The sequence below is a fragment of the Porphyromonas sp. oral taxon 278 str. W7784 genome (assembly GCF_000467855.2).
Taxonomy (GTDB): domain Bacteria; phylum Bacteroidota; class Bacteroidia; order Bacteroidales; family Porphyromonadaceae; genus Porphyromonas.
On sequence record NZ_KI259230.1, the window covers coordinates 262,107 to 279,583 of the forward strand.

Here is a 17,477-nt window from a genome sequence, read left to right on the forward strand (position 1 = left end):
CGGCTTGAGACGAAGAGCCCCGCCCGCCAGCAGGCTTCGTTGAAGCTGAGGGCAAGCCCTCGGCTGTAGTCACTCTCGGTCATGTGACGCACGGGGCGCACTCCGTCGCCCAGGCGTGGGGTGAGGGCGAGGAAGTTGAGGGGGAAGGTCCCCTGCCCAAGGAGCAGACCACAGCCCCGAGCGACTCGGTAGTCGCCGAGGAGAAGCTCTAAACCTCGGTGCCTTAGCTGAGCATGTGCGCTGTAGGCATCCAGGCCCCGATGTCCCGGCCTACGCCATGGCTCGCCGTAGTCCTTCTCCCCAGCGACGAAGAGACTCAAGGCTTGTGGGATCGCATAGATCCAGCTGAGGCGGAGGGCGTCACTTGGCCCAAGGAGTGGCTTCGGAGTACGGGGAGGCGTTCGTCGTCCATAGAAGAGGGAGGCTTCTCCTTGAGCATAGAGGGATCGACTCTGCCAACTCGTCTCTGTCGAAGGCGGGCGACAGGTGAGCACCGAGCGAAGCTGGCGAAGGAGGGTGGTTCTCCACCCAGGGACGAGCTTCAGTTCGGAGTACTCGTGGAAGGCGCCGTGATCGGTGCGGTAGCGTACGAATTGGTAGATCTGATAGTCTGAGAGGAGGGGGATGCGCCGTAGGTCTTCTGCGCTAGTGGAATTGATATCGAGTGGGCTCGCCTTCAGTTCGTCGTATAGCGCTAGAGCCTCCTTCGCTTCCTCCTCGGTCATCAGTTCCAGCTGGAGCTGACTCTCGATGAAGCTCTGCCAAGGGCTCTCGATCTGCGTGCTGTCTACGGGTGTTTGCCCTAGGGAGAAGGTCGAGCAAAGGAGTAGGGTAGTGAGGCTAAGCGCCCAGTGGAGCCCCTTCGCTAGGTAGGGGTTCGGGAGGAGGGAGGTAAGGGGGAAGAGGCGAGGTGAACTCTTCATGGGGCGGTGTTTTCTCTTCGCTTGGTCGCTCGTCTCGGCTACCGTGAGGGTAGGGTAATGCGAGCAACTCGAGGGTGCGCTGATTTGTGGTATAAAGGTAGTGAAACTTGGAGCAAGTCCGAGCCCCGCTTTTTGGGCAAATTTCGCACCCGAGAACGAGGGTAGACGAAGGCCTCGACTTAGCCGATAAATAAAGGGTTTGGCGAGCCTTCTTCTCCCGAGCCTGGGAAGGCCCATTTTGCGACCTACGGTAGGTCGTCGAAAAAACCTACTGTAGGTCGCGATGACGACCTACCGTGGGTCGTCGAGGCGACCTACCGTAGATCCCTTTTGGACCTCCTCGAGGGGGCTTTTTCTCCGCCTCCAGATGAGCGGGGGGAAGAGCGTGGTGCGCACCGAGCCTAGTCTATAGCTTTTCCTTATCTTTGTGTAAATAACCAAGTTGTACTAGGCTCCGTCCTAGACAGACTACAGCTCACGCAAAGACCAAATCAATGCAAGGACTCAAGATCGTACTCATCGGCTACGGCAAGATGGGGCACGTCATAGAAAAAATAGCCCAGGCACGAGGGCATCAGATCGTGCTCACCATCGACCGAGGAGAGGAAGCGCTCTTCGATGATCCCCGCTTCGCTTCGGCGGATGTCGCTATCGAATTCACCGCTCCAGCGATGGCCTTTGACAACTGTCTTCGGGCTATCGAACGAGGGATACCCGTTGTCTCGGGGACTACTGGGTGGACGGACCGCCAACCCGAGCTCCGTGCCCGCTGTGAAGCAGGCGAAGGGACGGTCTTCTGGTCGTCGAACTTCAGCATCGGTGTGAACCTCTTCCTCCAGATCAACCGCCGTGTAGCAGCCCTCATGCAGGCGGCACCGAACTATCATCTGAGCATGGATGAGACCCACCATATACACAAGCTGGATGCCCCCAGCGGTACCGCCATCACCCTAGCTGAGGCGATCCTCAGTGAGCGCCCCGAGCTCACGGGCTGGGAGCTCTCCGAAGAGCCCCACACGGGACTCCTGCCCATCACCGCCCACAGAGAGGGCGAAGTGCCAGGGATCCACACCGTGACCTATACCTCAGAGGTAGACCGCATCGTCCTCACGCACGAAGCCTTCGGCCGGCAGGGCTTTGCTCTGGGTGCGGTGCTGGCGGCAGAGTTCGCTCACACGCATCAGGGCTGGCTGACTATGGACGACATGCTACAGCTCGGCTAGCCGAAGGGCTAAGCCTTTTGCTTAGACTTCACGCCTCTCTACTCACCACAAGCAGCTACGAATGAAACAATATCCGATCGAAGGCCTCTCGCCTCGACAGCAGACCCTCAGGAAGATCAAGGGGGGTATCTTCATCTCACTCTTCATACTCTTCGCCCTGTGGGCTAGCCCTTGGTGGCTCCTGCTCCTCCCGCTCCTGGTCGACTTCTACTTCACCCGATGGATCAACTGGCGCTACCTGCGCTCTCATCCCAATCCCCTCGTTCGCTCCCTCGGGGCGCTGGTGGAGGATATCCTCTTCGTCGTCATCACGGTGTCGATCATCTTCACCTACTTCTTCCAGAACTTTGCCATACCTTCCTCCTCGCTAGAGAAGACCCTTCTCATAGGGGACTACCTCTTCGTCAATAAGCTCAGCTACGGACCTCGTGCTCCGATGACACCGGTGGCTGTCCCGCTAGCGCACAACACGATCCTTGGGCACAAGTCCTATCTAGATCATCCCTCCTTCAGCTACCGACGCCTCAAGGGGCTGGGCAAGGTCGAGCGCAATGACCTCGTCGTCTTCAATTTCCCCACGGGTGATACCGTCGCCCTCGGTATGCCTAATCCCGACTACTACACGCTGTGCGCTAGCTATGGACGTGAGGCCGTGTGGTCGGATCGGGCACAGTTCGGGGAGATCGTCTATCGCCCTGTAGATCGTCGTGACCACTATGTCAAGCGCTGTATAGGTCTGCCAGGTGAGCGCTTCGAAGTGCGCAACAAGCAGGTCTACATCGATGGTAAGCCGATCTCGAACCCCACCCATATGCAGTACAACTACTATCTGCAGACCGATGGGACGGCTCTCAGTCAGGAGCTCCTCGACGACCTAGGGATCAACGACCGAGACCTCCAGCTGATCTACGACTATCGAAGCTTCCAGTCGGGAGCGAATCCCGAGGTGGAGAGCTACCTCAAGCATGCGGGGATGACCTTCGCCCCCGTCGGTGCTGATCGTGGCTATGGTGCTATCTATTACCTCCCCCTGACTCAGGAGATGAAGGCCCGTCTCTCCCAGGAGCCCTATGTCAAGGCTATCCAGGTAGAGATCGCCACTCCAGAGTCCTCGGGGCTGGTCTACCCTGTAGACTACAAGACGCCTTGGACGAAGGATAATTACGGCCCGCTACTGATCCCTCGCAAGGGGATGACTATCCGTCTTCACCCAGCAGCACTGGCCTTCTACCATCGCTGTATCCGCAACTACGAAGGGCATAGCCTCGAGACTCGACCTGACGGGACTATCCTGATCGACGGGGAGCCTCGTACGACCTATACCTTCGCTATGGACTACTACTTCATGCTCGGAGACAATAGAGATATGTCTGCCGACAGTCGCTACTGGGGCTTCGTCCCCGAAGACCACATCGTAGGGAAGCCCGCCTTCCTCTGGCTCTCCCTCAATAGCGAGCGTCCCCTCCTACAGGGCGGTATCCGATGGTCTCGGATGATGCGTCTGATTCATGACAAGTAATCGAAGGATCTTACACAGCTCGTTTGTCCGCTACGGAGCACTGCCACTAGGGCTGATCGTCCTAGTGGTCGTGCTACGTTTGTTTTTCTTCCTACCCTTTCGGGTGATGACCTCTGCTCAGTCCCCCGACCTCCGTCTCGGGGCGTGGGCTCTGGCTCGACGGTCACACAGCCCGAAGCACGGCGATATCGTCCTCTTCCGTCTACCCTCACCACGGGGGCGTACTCCTGAGTCTCTCCACCTGGGGCGTATCGTGGCGCTCCCCGGTGACTCTATAGAGCTCCGAGCGGGGAGACTCATGGTGAATGAGGAGGAGGTACATGACTACCGCCATGAGATCAACCCTACCGAAAGCTACGCTCTACGCCTACCTCGTGAGGGCGGTGTCTATCCCATCACCTCGACGAACCTCGTAGCCTACCGATCGGCTCTGCTCGAGGAGCAGAAGCTTTACCCCAGTGCCCCCGATGAAGTCGCTCTGGAGGGTACCGACCCGAAGCACTGGCTCAAGGTGCTAGCTAAGAACCCCTATCATACCTTCCGAAGAGACTACTATTGGGTGCTGACAGATCAGACCCAAGCCGCTCCCGACTCCCGTCATCTGGGTATCCTGCCCGCTGATGCGATCCTTGGGATCGTACTCTTCTCCCTCTGACCCCTCTACGCTCCTCCACGGATGAAGCCCTTTGATCTCCTCCTATCCACGGCCTATGCGCCCCCGATCAGTTACTTCGCTAAGCTCTATGAGTACCAAGGCAAGGCGGTCGGTCTGGAGGCACAGGAGCACTACCTGAAGCAGAGCTATCGCAACCGCTGCCGAATACTCTCACCCAATGGTGTGCAGGCACTGACCATCCCCGTAGAGCAGTCCCTCAGTCTCAAGACGAAGATCAGGGACGTCCGTATCTCGGAGCACGGCTCTTGGCGACACCTTCATGCCCAAGCTCTGCGTACGGCCTATGGGGCAAGTCCCTTCTTCGAGTACTATGCTGATGAGCTCCTGCCCTTCTATGAGCGACGCTATAGCTTCCTCTGGGATTTCAATGAAGAGTTCCTTAGGGTTCTCATCCGCCAGCTCCAGCTGGAGGTGAACTGGAGTGCTACGGAGGAGTTCGCCGACCCAGCGGAGGAATGCCCCGAGACCTGCGACCTTCGCTATGTCATCCATCCCAAGAAGAGGCACTCCGTCGCAGGGCTCATGAGGCCTCCTTACTACCAGCTCTATCAGGATCGCTTTGGCTTCGTCGAGGAGCTGAGCATCCTTGATCTTCTCTTCGAGATGGGGCCGGAATCTCTTCTCATCCTACGGGACAGTCTGACGCCTTCCAGAGGCTAGACCCTCCCCTTCGCTAGGGCTATTCTGTATAGCCTGCTACCCATGTCTATTTCCCATTCATGAATACTATTCACTCATCCTCTTACCCGCTCCCTCCCTCGGCAGAAGTACAGGAGGAGCACCTTCACCACCTAGATACAGAGCGCATCGATCCCTTCTACTATATGAAGGACAAAGGGGATCCTCGCCTCGTCGAGTACCTCGAGTCTGAGAATAAGTATACTTCGGAGGTCATGGCTTCGACTAAGTCCCTACAGGAGCAGATCTATCAGGAGATCGTCGGGCGTATGAAGGAGGATGATCAGAGCTATCCCATGCTACGTCGGGGCTATTACTACTATACCCGCACGGAGAAGGGCAAGCAATATCCCGTCCACTACCGTATGCGACAGGAGGACTTCGATCGCAGGTGGAAGGACTGCCCTACAGCTATAGAGGGCGGGGAACTCCTCTTCGACGTCAATCAGCTCGCCGAGGGTAGTGACGCCTATATCTTCGCAGGCTATTCGGTGAGCCCGAATAATCAGCTTGCTGCCTATTTCTCTAATACTACGGGCTCGTACGCAGAGTTCGACCTGCACCTACGTGACCTCACGACGGGGACTGACCGCCCCTTTACGCTCCATGGGATCTCCTCGCTAGCTTGGGCGGAAGATAGCGAGACGATCTACTACAGCCTCATCGATGAGACCCTGCGCTCGACACGGATCTTCGCTCAGCGACTCTCCGAGGCGGAGGGGACGCTCATATATGAGGAGCAGGATGTACGCTTCTCGTGCAGTGTGAGTGAGACCAAGACACGGGAGTTCATCTTCATCTCTACGAGTAGTAGCACGACGAGCGAAGAGTACTACCTCTCCTCCTCGGGGGAAGACCGAGAGCCTAAGCTCTTCCTCCCCCGCAAGCAGGACGTACGCTATTCGATCCTCAGCCATAGGGAGAAGTTCTTCGTCTACTACAAGGACAAGGAGCATCTCAATGGGATGGTCTATGTCTCCCCTAAGGATCAAGTCGGTGACCCCACGCAGTGGCAGGTCTTCGTCCCCCACCGGGAGGATGTCCGCCTAGACAGTATCGGCGTCTATCGGGAGCATGTGGCTCTGGAGGAGCGTCGAGAGGGGCTCACGGAGATACGCATCCTCTCGCACGAAGGAGAACCTCTGAGTAAGATCCACTTCCCCGAGCCTGTCTACACGATCAGCCTCAAGGGCAATTCCACCTACGAGGCTACGACGATCCGCTATACCTATTCGTCGCCGAATCGCCCCACGTCGCTCTACGAGTACGATCTCGTCCGTGGGGAGAGTCGCCTGCTGAAGCAGCAGGAGGTCGGAGGAGGCTTCTCGCCTGATGACTATACCGTCGAGCGTCGCTGGGCTACTGCTCCCGATGGGGTGAAGGTCCCGATGACCCTGCTCTATCGCAAGGGACTCCAGCGTGACGGGACGGCTCCCGCCCTGCTCTATGGCTATGGGAGCTACGGGGTGACGCTGGATGCACACTTCAGTGTCTCGGTGCTCAGTCTGGTCGATCGTGGCTTCGTCTATGCACAGGTTCAGGTGCGTGGTGGGAGCGATCTCGGCGAGCAGTGGTACGAGGATGGGAAGTTCCTCAAGAAGCAGAACACCTTCACGGACTTCATCGCTTGTGCGGAGACCTTGATCCAGGAGGGCTACACTTCTCCCGAGCGACTCACTGCCGAGGGAGGAAGCGCTGGCGGTCTCCTCATCGGTGCTGTGGCTAATAGCCGTCCCGACCTCTTCCATGCGATGATCGCTGCCGTGCCCTTCGTCGATGTCGTCACGACGATGCTCGACGAATCCCTACCGCTGACGACTAGCGAATATGAGGAGTGGGGCAATCCGAATGACCCTGAGTACTTCCACTACATGCTGAGCTATTCGCCCTATGACAACCTTCGAGCCCAAGACTACCCGCACCTGCTGGTGACGGGTGGGATCAATGATTCGCAGGTCCTCTTCCACGAGCCTACAAAGTACGTGGCCAAGCTCCGCCAACTCAAGACGGACGATCATCTCCTGCTCCTACGCATGGACATGGACTCGGGGCACGGCGGTGCGACGGGGCGCTACGATGGCATCCGTGACACGGCCTTCGAATATGCCTTCCTCCTGCTTACACTCGGTATGCTCTGAGGGGGCTCAGAGAGCCCGCTCCAGCAGGGCTTTTGAGTGACCTCCAAAACGACCTACGGTGGATCGCCGAAAAAACCTACTGTGGGTCGTCTCACCGACCTGCCGTAGGTCGTCGAGACGACCCACAGTAGGTTTTATTTCGAGGGGGCAATTCGGTGGCTATGGACGCCGAGGATACACGCCCTAATTTGCCCTAAATAACGTACCTTTGCGTGTTCATTAAGCTAAGATCAACTACCTATAGATGGAATATAATTTTAGAGCTATCGAAGAGCGCTGGCAGCAGTACTGGCGTGATGAGCAGGTCTACCGAGTCACCGAAGACCCTAGCCGCCCTCCCTACTATGTCCTGGATATGTTCCCCTATCCCTCAGGTGCAGGGCTACACGTGGGGCATCCGCTGGGCTATATTGCCTCAGATATCTTCGCTCGCTACAAGCGTCTTCGTGGCTTCAACGTACTCCATCCTATGGGCTACGATGCCTTCGGTCTGCCTGCAGAGCAGTATGCTATCCAGACAGGGCAGCACCCCGAAGTCACGACGGAGGAGAACATCCGTCGCTATCGTGAGCAGCTCGAGCGTATCGGCTTCAGCTTCGACTGGTCACGTGAGATCCGTACCTCCGATCCCGAGTACTACAAGTGGACGCAGTGGGTCTTCATTCGCCTCTTCCACTCCTATTATAATAATGAGACAGCTAAGGCTGCCCCCATCTCCGAGCTGATCGCTCATCTGGAGAAGCATGGGACGGCTGGGCTGAATGTCGCCGAGAGTCAGGAGCTCACCTTCTCTGCCGAAGAGTGGCGGAGCTGGGGGGCGAAGAAGCAAGCTGAGGTGCTGATGAACTACCGTCTAGCCTACCTCGGCGAGACGATGGTCAACTGGTGTGCGGCCCTCGGCACCGTCCTGGCCAACGATGAGGTCAGTGATGGCGTCAGCGTCCGTGGGGGACATCCCGTCGAGCAGAAGAAGATGCTCCAGTGGTGTCTCCGTGTGTCGGCCTATGCTGGTCGTCTGATGGAAAGCCTCGAGACCCTCGAGTGGAGTGACTCGCTCAAGGAGTCACAGCGCAACTGGATCGGTAAGAGCGAAGGGGCAGAAGTCCGCTTCCCTCTTCTTGATGAATCAGGCAAGGAGCGTGAAGGCGCGCTCACAGTCTTCACTACCCGAGCTGATACGATCTTTGGGGTGACCTTCATGGTGCTTGCCCCTGAGAGCGACTATGTAACTGAGGTGACTACACCTGAGCAGGCTCAGGCTGTAGAGGAGTACCTCGCGGCGACTCGCCGTCGTACCGAGCGTGACCGTATGGCCGATAAGCGTGTCTCGGGAGTCTTCTCGGGTTCGTACGCTAAGAACCCACTCACTGGCGAGGCGATCCCCATCTGGATCAGCGACTACGTCCTGGCAGGTTACGGCACGGGAGCAGTGATGGCTGTACCCGCACACGATAGTCGTGACTTTGCCTTCGCACGGCACTTCGCCCTACCTATCGTGCAGGTCGTCGTCCCCGAGGGTGAGGAGGCTTCTGACCCCGCACAGTGGTCAGAGAGCAAGGATAGTAAGGCAGGTGTCCTCATCAACTCAGGCTTCCTCACGGGGCTGAGCGTACAGGAGGCTATCGCCAAGATGAAGGAGCATGTCCGTGAGTCTGGCCTAGGTCGTGTCCGTACGAACTACCGTCTACGTGATGCGATCTTCAGCCGTCAGCGCTACTGGGGTGAACCCTTCCCTATTTATTACGATCAGGATGGGATGCCTCAGACGATCAGCGATGATCAGCTCCCTCTGTGCTTACCCGAGGTAGACAAGTTCCTCCCTACAGCCGATGGCCAGCCCCCGCTGGGTCGTGCTGAGAACTGGCATACCGCCGAGGGCTTCCCCTACGAGCTCAGTACGATGCCAGGCTTCGCAGGTAGCTCCGCTTACTACCTGCGCTATATGGACCCACACAATAGCGAGGCTCTGGTAGCACCCGCTAAGAATGCCTATTGGCGTCAAGTAGACCTCTATGTCGGAGGTGCTGAGCACGCTACAGGGCACTTGATCTATAGTCGCTTCTGGAATAAGTTCCTCTTCGACCTCGGACTCATCGTAGAGGATGAACCCTTCCGCAAGCTGGTCAACCAGGGGATGATCCAGGGGCGCTCGAACTTCGTCTACCGTATCAAGGATACCAATACCTTCATCTCTCTGGGGCTGAAGGATCAGTACGACACCACGCCTATCCATGTGGATGTCAATATCGTCTACAACGATCAGCTGGACCTCGACGCCTTCAAGGCTTGGCGCCCCGAATATGCGACGGCCGACTTCATCCTCGAGGATGGGAAGTACATCTGTGGCTGGGCAGTCGAGAAGATGAGTAAGTCGATGTTCAACGTCGTCAACCCCGATATGATCGTAGAGCGATACGGGGCAGATACGCTCCGTCTCTATGAGATGTTCCTCGGCCCACTCGAGCAGAGCAAGCCTTGGGATACCAACGGTATCGACGGGGTGCATCGCTTCCTGCGTAAGTTCTGGGGGCTATTCTACTCCCAGGAGGGTACGCTCCGTGTCAGCGATACGCCTGCCACGAAGGAGGAACTCAAGAGCCTCCACAAGCTGATCAAGAAGGTCAGCGCTGACGTCGAGCAGTTCTCCTTCAATACCTCCGTCGCTGCCTTCATGATCTGTGTCAACGAACTGCAGGGTCTGAAGACTAGCTCTCGTGAGGTACTTCAGCCTCTGGTGGTCCTGCTGGCTCCCTTCGCTCCCCACGTAGCCGAAGAGCTCTGGCATGCGCTAGGTGAGGTGTCGTCTGTCGTCATGGCTCAGTGGCCCGAATATAATGAGGCCTTCCTCGTGGAGGATAGCGTCAAGTACCCCGTCAGCTTCAATGGTAAGACCCGCTTCACCATAGAGTTCCCCACGGCTGCTACCCCTCAAGAGATCCAGGAGGCAGTGCTCCAGGCTGAGGAAGCGCAGAAGTGGCTCGAGGGCAAGACCCTCAAGAAGGTGATCGTCGTACCAGGGCGCATCATCAACATAGTCCTATAGCAATAGCACTAATCACAACAATAGACTTTTGTAATCAACAGCAATGGCACAGAATTTCAATCTTGTGACCTTCGTCGGCCAGAAGTTCAAAGACCTCGGGAATGAGCTCTCTAAGCAAGCGCTCTCGAAGTACTTCTGGAAGGACCTAGTGATCGTATTCCTTGGGGTCCTACTCTATACGATCGGCTTCAGCTTCCTGATCTATCCTCAGCGTGTCACTACTGGGGGGTTGATGGGGATTTGTAACATCATCACCATCATCACAGGGATCAAGGTCGACATCCCGTACAATATCATCAACATCAGCCTTCTGCTGATAGCTTTCCTCTTCCTTGACAAGAACTTCTTCATCAAGACTCTCATAGGGATTGGCCTGCTAGCGATCTTTATTCCTATAGCCACACGTACGGCTATCCCTGACCCACGTGTCGAGGAGCTCTGGCACCTGATGATCCTCAAGGATCAGCCCCTGCTTGCCCTCATCCTCGGGTCGATGATGTGTGGCCTCGGGCTCGGCCTCATCTTCTCGGTCAATGGTAGCTCTGGGGGGACGGACGTCATCGTAGCACTGATCAGCAAGTACCGAAACATGTCCTTCGGGCGCATCTTCGTCGCTGTGGACGGTACAGTAGTCCTCTTCTCCTACTTTGCCAATGTCTACCTAGCGGATATCAAGATCGACGCCTTGGTTGCCTTCGACAAGCTCGTCATGTCGTTCATCGAAGTTGTACTCCTCGCCATGACGATGGACTGGTATACGAGTGGCAACAAGCAGTCGATCCAGTTCATGATCTTCAGCTCGAAGTACCAGGAGATCAATGATGCGATCACCTCACGCCTACGCCGTGGCTGTACGATCCTCGATGCTACAGGTGGCTACACGGGCCAGACTCAGAAGGTCCTGCTCGTCGTAGTGCGCAAGCAACAGTCGGTAGCTATCTCCCGCATCATCGAGGAGATTGATCCCAAGGCCTTCGTCTCTCAGGGTGCCGTCAAGGGCGTCTATGGAGAAGGCTTCGAAAGCCTCAAGAAGATCAAGTAGCTCGCCCTACACGATCCGACGAAGTACAAGCGGAGGCACTCGGTCCAGTTACCGAGTGCCTCCGCCTTTTTTCTGCCCTTCTTTTCTGTTGCTCGAAAGGGAGGGTTTTGTTGGGTAGAAGGGAGGGGGATTTAAGAATCCTCCCGAAGGTGTAAAAAACGACCTACGGTAGGTCGTCGCAGTGACCCACGGTGGGTCGTCATCACGACCTACAGTAGGTTTTTTCGACGACCTACCGTAGGTTGTTTTTGGGCCCCCTCTGGAGAGCCCCTTCCGAAAGGCTATGGAGCGAGGCTCCTTCCCCTCGTCTCTAGGGCGGGTAGAGTGGGGTGGCAGAGTCGCTGGTTTGGGTTATCTTTGCGTCAAGATGCTCCCGCCGAACGAGGAGCCTTCCTCACCTTAAGTGACAGTAGACTATGCCGATCATCCAGAGTGTCCTAGACACAGACCTCTATAAGTTCACTACGAGCTACGCCTATTCGAAGCTCTACCCACGTGCCTACGGGCAGTTCCGCTTCATTGACCGAGGGAAGACCCGCTATCCTCAGGGCTTCGCCGATGCTCTGAAGAAGGAACTGCAGGCGATGTCCGAGCTTGCCCTGACGAAGGACGAAGCGAACTTCCTCTCTCGCGAACTCCCTTACCTTCCCCCCACCTATATCGACTTTGTCCGAGGCTTCCGCTTCGACCCTGAGGAGCTTCAGGTCACTCAGGATGAGGAGGGCTATCTCTCGATCGTCGCCGAGGGTCTACTCTATCGTGTGACGCTCTGGGAGACGCCTATCCTAGCTCTGGTCAGCGAACTCTACTACCAGATCATGGGACAGAAGCCCGATCTAGCCTACACCGAGGAGACGATCATCCGCAAGGCAAAGCAACTGTCGGAGGCGAATATCACCTTCTCGATGTTCGGCATGCGCCGACGCTTCAGTGCAGCGATTGAAGATCTAGTGACTAAGCTCCTGAAGGAGCACTCGGGAGACAACTTCTTCGGTACGAGTAACGTCTACTTCGCCTACAAGCACGGGCTCCGAGTCTCGGGGACGCATCCCCACGAATGGATCCAGTTCCACGGGGCGATGTTCGGCTACAAGATGGCGAACTATATGGCGATGGAGGACTGGATCAATGTCTACGACGGCGACCTCGGGACGGTGCTGACTGATACTTATACGACGGATGTCTTCATGCGCAACTTCAGTAAGAAGCATGCGATGCTCTTCACGAGCCTCCGCCACGACAGCGGTGATCCTCTCTGCTTCACCGAGAAGGTCATCGCCCGCTACCGAGAGCTGAGAGTGGACCCCACGATCAAGTACATCATCTTCTCCGACAGCCTAGATCCCGAGCGAGCTATCGAGATCGCTAACTATTGTAAGGGCCGTATCGGAGCGAGCTTCGGTATCGGCACCAACCTCTCCAATGACGTGGGCAACGGTGTCCGTCCGATGAATATCGTCATGAAGCTCTGGAAGTGTAAGATGACCGAGAAGGAGCGCTGGCATCCCTGTGTCAAGCTCAGTGATGTGGACGGCAAGCATACGGGTGAGCCCGAGGAGATCGAGCTCGCACAGCGTACCCTAGGTCTGCCTGTCAACGTCTAGCATCTCTGCCCAATCAGTGATGAAGACCTTGCCTAGGGAAGTCTGCCTTTACTTCGGCTCGTTCAATCCCCTACACCGAGCACATCAGAGCCTCATCCGATATGCTCTAGAGAGCCTGCCCTGCCAAGAGGTATGGCTGGTGCTTAGCCCAGTGAATCCGCTGAAGTCACCCTCGTCTCAGCTACCCTTCGCTTGGCGTGCCGACTACATCCGCACCGCTATCGCCGACGATCCCCGAGTGAAGCTCGTGACTCTGGAGGATATCCTTCCTTCACCGCACTATACGGTACATACGCTACGGGCGCTTCGCCTACTCCATCCCGACTGTCACTTCTCGCTCTTCATCGGAAGTGACAATCTTCAGCTCCTGGATCGCTGGTACGACTACGAGCGTCTGCTCGCTACGACGCCCCTGCATGTCTACCCACGTCCGGGCTACGACATCCATCCTGAGGATCTGTCCCGTCTGGGTGGCGAGATCCATCTTCATCCTGAGGCTCCTGAGATGCTCCTGAGTGCTACGGAGCTTCGTGAGGCCGCTCTCTCCGGCCTTGACCGACGTGCTGAGACAGCTGTACCCAGCCTCTGGGAAGAGCTAAGAGCACAACTCATCCAATTAGACCTCCGCAATAAGAACTAATGAGTATAACCCCTGAAGTTACCTTCATCCCTGAGTGGGCCGAGCAAGACCTCGTCCTACTCTCTTGGCCTAATGCTGATATGGACTGGGCCTCTCGTCTGCCTGAGATCGAAGCTTGCTACCGTGGTATCGCTGAAGCGATCCTCGAGTGGGAAGATCTCTTGATCCTGGCTAAGGATACCGAGCATGTCCGCCAGTTCCTCGGCGACAGGCCACGTAAGCATCAGCTCTTCCTCCTCGAGATGGAGTGCAATGATACCTGGTGTCGTGACTACGCGCCCCTATCGCTCCACTACCACGAAGCCGATGGTACGCTGCGCCCATTGATCGTAGACTTTACCTTCAACGGCTGGGGGATGAAGTTCGCCGCCGACCGTGATAATCTTGTCTCCCGTGCCCTCTACCTCTCCCGTGCCTTCACCCCAGACGTCGCCTATGTCAACGGGCTAAGCATTGTCTTCGAAGGTGGGGGTATTGAGTCCGATGGACAGGGGACGCTCCTCACGACAGACAGCGTCGTCGTCGAGCCTAACCGCAATGCGGGAGTCGACGAAGAAGTCCTGCGTACGCACCTCATGGAGATCCTCGGCGGGAAGCGCCTTCTCTCGCTGGAGAATGGCGAACTAGAGGGGGACGATACCGATGGACACATCGATACCCTTGCTCGCTTCATTACCCCTGAGATGATCGCCTATGTCGGGTGCGATGATGAGCGTGATAGCCACTACCACGCCCTCCGTAGGATGCGTGAGGAGCTGGAGAACTTCCGTACCCTCGAGGATAAGCCCCACCAGCTCGTGGAGCTCCCTCTTCCCCCAGCGATCTACGACGAAGAAGGCGAGCGTCTCCCAGCTACCTACGCCAACTTCCTCTTCGTCAATGGCGCACTGCTCGTACCTACCTACGGGGTGCCTTCGGATGAAGTGGCTCTAGAGCGCCTACGCAAGGCCTTGCCAGAGCTCGCCGTCGTAGGCGTAGACAGTCGAGCGCTGATCTACCAGCACGGGAGCTTGCATTGTGCTACGATGCAGTTCCCCAAGGGATTTATCAACAAGAATAAGTGGAACTAATGAACGAGAAGCGTATCCTACACGTTGGCCTCATTCAGCAGGCTAATACTGCCGACCACGCCGACAATAAGACCCGCCTGAAGGCTGCCATCCGTAAGGCCGTAGCTGAGGGTGCCGAACTGGTCGTACTACAGGAGCTACACAATGGACTTTACTTCTGCCAGACGGAGGATGTCCATGTCTTCGACGAGGCAGAGCCCATCCCAGGTCCCAGCACCGAAGAGTTCGGAGCTTTAGCCAAGGAGCTCGGTATCGTCCTCGTCCTTTCCCTCTTCGAGCGCCGTGCCCCTGGACTCTACCACAATACTGCCGTGGTGCTGGAGAAGGACGGATTGATCGCAGGGAAGTACCGCAAGATGCACATCCCCGATGATCCAGCTTACTATGAGAAGTTCTACTTCACTCCTGGGGATCTGGGCTTTGAGCCTATAGAGACTTCCGTCGGTACATTAGGGATACTCGTCTGCTGGGATCAGTGGTATCCAGAGGCTGCACGACTGATGGCTCTCGCTGGTGCTGAGCTCCTCATCTACCCCACAGCTATCGGCTACGAGAGCAGTGACGAAGAGCAGGAGCAGTCCCGACAGAGTGATGCTTGGCAGCTGGTACAGCGGGGACATGCCGTGGCTAATGGACTACCCGTCATCACCGTCAATCGTGTCGGCCATGAAGAGGATCCTTCGGGTCAGACCCGAGGCATTCGCTTCTGGGGAAGGAGCTTCGTAGCAGGGCCCCAAGGAGAGCTACTCTGCGAGCTAGGACAGGAGGAAACGATCCAGGTCGTCCCTGTCAACCTCACCCGTAGTGAGTCGGTACGTCGCTGGTGGCCCTTCCTCCGAGATCGCCGTATAGATGCCTTCTCTGACCTGACGAAGCGCTACCGTAAGTAAGCCGAAGTATCAGCCCTAAGTTAGGTGGAGGATGTCCCCATCGATAGGGCTTGGCCTATTCCCTTATTCCACAGAGAGTAAATATAGAATAGGTCTGATATATTCGTCGTATCTTTGTGCAGAAAGTATAATCAGATAGATTTGCTAATTCAAACTAGTTTATGGAAATTATCAAGATCGTCGGGCGTGAGATCCTCGACTCTCGTGGCAACCCCACAGTAGAAGTAGACGTACACCTTGCTTGTGGTATCATCGGCCGTGCGGCTGTACCCAGCGGTGCCTCAACTGGTGAAAACGAAGCTCTTGAGCTCCGTGACGGAGACAAGGGACGCTACCTCGGTAAGGGTGTCCTCAAGGCTGTAGAGAACATCAACAACGTGATCGCTCCTGAGCTCTATGGTATGAGCGTGCTCAACCAGCGTGAGATCGACCTGAAGATGATCGCCCTCGATGGTACCAAGACCAAGAGCAAGCTCGGTGCAAACGCTATCCTCGGGGTATCCCTCGCTGTAGCTAAGGCTGCTGCCCAGTACCTCGACATCCCCCTCTATCGCTACATCGGCGGTACGAATACCTTTGTACTCCCTGTCCCCATGATGAACATCATCAATGGTGGCTCTCACTCCGATGCTCCTATCGCATTCCAGGAATTCATGATTCGCCCTGTAGGTGCTACTTCCTTCCGTGAAGGTCTCCGCATGGGTGCTGAAGTGTTCCACAGCCTCAAGAAGGTCCTTCATGACCGTGGCCTCAGCACGGCTGTCGGTGACGAAGGTGGTTTCGCTCCTGCCCTCCACGGTACGGAAGATGCCATCGAGTCTATCCTTAAGGCTGTAGAGAAGGCTGGCTATGTACCAGGCAAGGACATCACCATCGCTATGGACTGCGCTTCCTCTGAGTTCTTCAAGGACGGCATCTATGACTACACAAAGTTCGAAGGTGAGAACGGTAAGAAGCGCACCATCGATGAGCAGGTTGCTTTCCTCAGCGAGCTCGTAGAGAAGTATCCTATCGACTCGATCGAAGACGGTATGGCTGAGAACGACTGGGAAGGATGGAAGAAGCTCACCGACAAGCTTGGTAAGAAGATCCAGCTCGTAGGTGATGACCTCTTCGTCACCAACGTAGAGTACCTCCGTCGCGGTATCGCTGAGGGCTGTGGTAACTCCATCCTGATCAAGGTCAACCAGATCGGTACCCTCACCGAGACGCTTGATGCTATCGATATGGCTCACCGTCATGGCTTCACCTCCGTCACCTCTCACCGCTCCGGTGAAACGGAAGATGCTACGATCGCTGACATCGCTGTAGCTACCAACTCTGGTCAGATCAAGACTGGTTCGCTCAGCCGTACCGACCGTATGGCTAAGTACAACCAGCTTCTCCGTATCGAAGAAGAACTAGGTGACCTCGCAGTCTACGGCTACAAGCGTATCAAGTAGTCCCCTCTACTAAAAGTGCTGTCGCAGAGCCTCACTGAGCGCTTTCGCACGACACTTAGTTACCTCGAGCCCCACGGGAACCTCTTCCCGTGGGGCTCTCTTTGTAGGCGCTTCGGAAGCAGTATGCTGTGGACGAAGTGCCTATTATTGTGTCTACTGGTTGGGGATAGAAGGAGTAGATTTCGCAGGAAGGTGGGAGAAGGGTGGGGTTCAAGGAAGGGAAGTCTTTCGCCTTGTCTTGAGAAGGAAGCAAGGAGAATAGGGGAGGGCTACGGTTCCCTGCTGTTGGTCTTGGTAAGGGAGTATCTCCGAATGCTTAGCTCCTAGGCCTTGCCTCGTCGAGGCGAGTTAAGGTGGAGTCCGGGTGCGTCCCATGGTGGCTCACGGGCTAAAATTAAGATGGCTGACAGGCGAAGATTATGATGGCTCGGAGGTTGGATGAATCATGCTTCGAACTAGCCTCCGATCATGGGTAGAAACGCCCCTTGATCATGGGCCGGGAGCCAAGACGATTGTGGGGCGAAAAAGAAACCTATGGTAGGTCGCTGATGCGACCTACTGTGGGTCGTCATCACGACCTACAGTAGGT

13 protein-coding genes are annotated in these 17,477 nt (G+C 56.4%); 12 read left to right on the forward strand and 1 reads right to left on the reverse strand.

Features of this window, described 5'->3' with window-relative positions; all coding sequences use genetic code 11:
* Nucleotides 1-923: helix-hairpin-helix domain-containing protein (locus tag HMPREF1556_RS04065; protein ID WP_021667010.1), on the reverse strand; the 923-nt coding region annotated here is incomplete at its 3' end.
* A gap of 494 nt (nucleotides 924-1,417) precedes the next feature.
* Here HMPREF1556_RS04065 and HMPREF1556_RS04070 point away from each other — a divergent pair.
* The 12 genes from HMPREF1556_RS04070 (at nucleotide 1,418) to eno (ending at nucleotide 16,888) form a co-directional block, all read left to right on the forward strand.
* Nucleotides 1,418-2,146: a 4-hydroxy-tetrahydrodipicolinate reductase gene (locus HMPREF1556_RS04070; protein WP_021667012.1), complete on the forward strand. Its 729-nt coding sequence runs from the start codon at nucleotides 1,418-1,420 to the stop codon at nucleotides 2,144-2,146.
* A 61-nt stretch (nucleotides 2,147-2,207) separates the two neighbouring features.
* On the forward strand, nucleotides 2,208-3,665 hold the full coding sequence (locus HMPREF1556_RS04075; RefSeq protein WP_021667013.1) for a S26 family signal peptidase: 1,458 nt from the start codon (nucleotides 2,208-2,210) through the stop codon (nucleotides 3,663-3,665).
* Complete coding sequence (gene lepB, locus HMPREF1556_RS04080; protein WP_021667014.1) at nucleotides 3,655-4,320, forward strand: signal peptidase I; 666 nt, start codon at nucleotides 3,655-3,657, stop codon at nucleotides 4,318-4,320. Before HMPREF1556_RS04075 ends, lepB begins: the two co-directional genes overlap by 11 nt.
* 21 nt (nucleotides 4,321-4,341) lie before the next feature.
* Nucleotides 4,342-5,001 (forward strand): WbqC family protein, encoded by a 660-nt coding sequence (locus HMPREF1556_RS04085; protein WP_021667015.1) that lies wholly within the window; start codon nucleotides 4,342-4,344, stop codon nucleotides 4,999-5,001.
* Nucleotides 5,002-5,060: 59 nt separating this feature from the next.
* The gene (locus HMPREF1556_RS04090; RefSeq protein WP_021667016.1) at nucleotides 5,061-7,157 is read left to right on the forward strand and encodes an oligopeptidase B; all 2,097 of its coding nucleotides are present in this window, start codon (nucleotides 5,061-5,063) and stop codon (nucleotides 7,155-7,157) included.
* Between the two features lie 244 nt (nucleotides 7,158-7,401).
* Nucleotides 7,402-10,200 carry a leucine--tRNA ligase gene (gene leuS, locus HMPREF1556_RS04095; RefSeq protein WP_021667018.1) on the forward strand — a complete coding sequence of 933 codons (2,799 nt, stop codon included), beginning with the start codon at nucleotides 7,402-7,404 and terminating at the stop codon, nucleotides 10,198-10,200.
* 43 nt (nucleotides 10,201-10,243) lie between these two features.
* Complete coding sequence (locus HMPREF1556_RS04100) at nucleotides 10,244-11,242, forward strand: YitT family protein (protein ID WP_021667019.1); 999 nt, start codon at nucleotides 10,244-10,246, stop codon at nucleotides 11,240-11,242.
* A 416-nt stretch (nucleotides 11,243-11,658) separates the two neighbouring features.
* A complete protein-coding gene (gene pncB, locus HMPREF1556_RS04105) occupies nucleotides 11,659-12,846 on the forward strand; it encodes a nicotinate phosphoribosyltransferase (protein WP_021667020.1) in 1,188 nt (395 codons plus the stop codon).
* Between the two features lie 19 nt (nucleotides 12,847-12,865).
* Entirely contained in the window at nucleotides 12,866-13,486 is a 621-nt protein-coding gene (locus HMPREF1556_RS04110; protein WP_021667021.1) for a nicotinate-nicotinamide nucleotide adenylyltransferase, read from the forward strand.
* Nucleotides 13,486-14,556: an agmatine deiminase family protein gene (locus HMPREF1556_RS04115; protein WP_021667022.1), complete on the forward strand. Its 1,071-nt coding sequence runs from the start codon at nucleotides 13,486-13,488 to the stop codon at nucleotides 14,554-14,556. Before HMPREF1556_RS04110 ends, HMPREF1556_RS04115 begins: the two co-directional genes overlap by 1 nt.
* Nucleotides 14,556-15,446 (forward strand): carbon-nitrogen hydrolase, encoded by an 891-nt coding sequence (locus HMPREF1556_RS04120; protein ID WP_021667023.1) that lies wholly within the window; start codon nucleotides 14,556-14,558, stop codon nucleotides 15,444-15,446. The genes HMPREF1556_RS04115 and HMPREF1556_RS04120 overlap by 1 nt, the downstream gene beginning before the upstream one ends.
* A gap of 161 nt (nucleotides 15,447-15,607) precedes the next feature.
* The gene (gene eno, locus HMPREF1556_RS04125) at nucleotides 15,608-16,888 is read left to right on the forward strand and encodes a phosphopyruvate hydratase (protein WP_021667024.1); all 1,281 of its coding nucleotides are present in this window, start codon (nucleotides 15,608-15,610) and stop codon (nucleotides 16,886-16,888) included.
* Nucleotides 16,889-17,477 lie beyond the last annotated feature (589 nt).

Bases quoted from the DNA above. Each gene is read 5' to 3' on its own strand.
- HMPREF1556_RS04070 (WP_021667012.1), top strand. From the start codon at position 1,418: ATGCAAGGACTCAAGATCGTACTCATCGGCTACGGCAAGATGGGGCAC.
- HMPREF1556_RS04075 (WP_021667013.1), top strand. From the start codon at position 2,208: ATGAAACAATATCCGATCGAAGGCCTCTCGCCTCGACAGCAGACCCTC.
- lepB (WP_021667014.1), top strand. From the start codon at position 3,655: ATGACAAGTAATCGAAGGATCTTACACAGCTCGTTTGTCCGCTACGGA.
- HMPREF1556_RS04085 (WP_021667015.1), top strand. From the start codon at position 4,342: ATGAAGCCCTTTGATCTCCTCCTATCCACGGCCTATGCGCCCCCGATC.
- HMPREF1556_RS04090 (WP_021667016.1), top strand. From the start codon at position 5,061: ATGAATACTATTCACTCATCCTCTTACCCGCTCCCTCCCTCGGCAGAA.
- leuS (WP_021667018.1), top strand. From the start codon at position 7,402: ATGGAATATAATTTTAGAGCTATCGAAGAGCGCTGGCAGCAGTACTGG.
- HMPREF1556_RS04100 (WP_021667019.1), top strand. From the start codon at position 10,244: ATGGCACAGAATTTCAATCTTGTGACCTTCGTCGGCCAGAAGTTCAAA.
- pncB (WP_021667020.1), top strand. From the start codon at position 11,659: ATGCCGATCATCCAGAGTGTCCTAGACACAGACCTCTATAAGTTCACT.
- HMPREF1556_RS04110 (WP_021667021.1), top strand. From the start codon at position 12,866: ATGAAGACCTTGCCTAGGGAAGTCTGCCTTTACTTCGGCTCGTTCAAT.
- HMPREF1556_RS04115 (WP_021667022.1), top strand. From the start codon at position 13,486: ATGAGTATAACCCCTGAAGTTACCTTCATCCCTGAGTGGGCCGAGCAA.
- HMPREF1556_RS04120 (WP_021667023.1), top strand. From the start codon at position 14,556: ATGAACGAGAAGCGTATCCTACACGTTGGCCTCATTCAGCAGGCTAAT.
- eno (WP_021667024.1), top strand. From the start codon at position 15,608: ATGGAAATTATCAAGATCGTCGGGCGTGAGATCCTCGACTCTCGTGGC.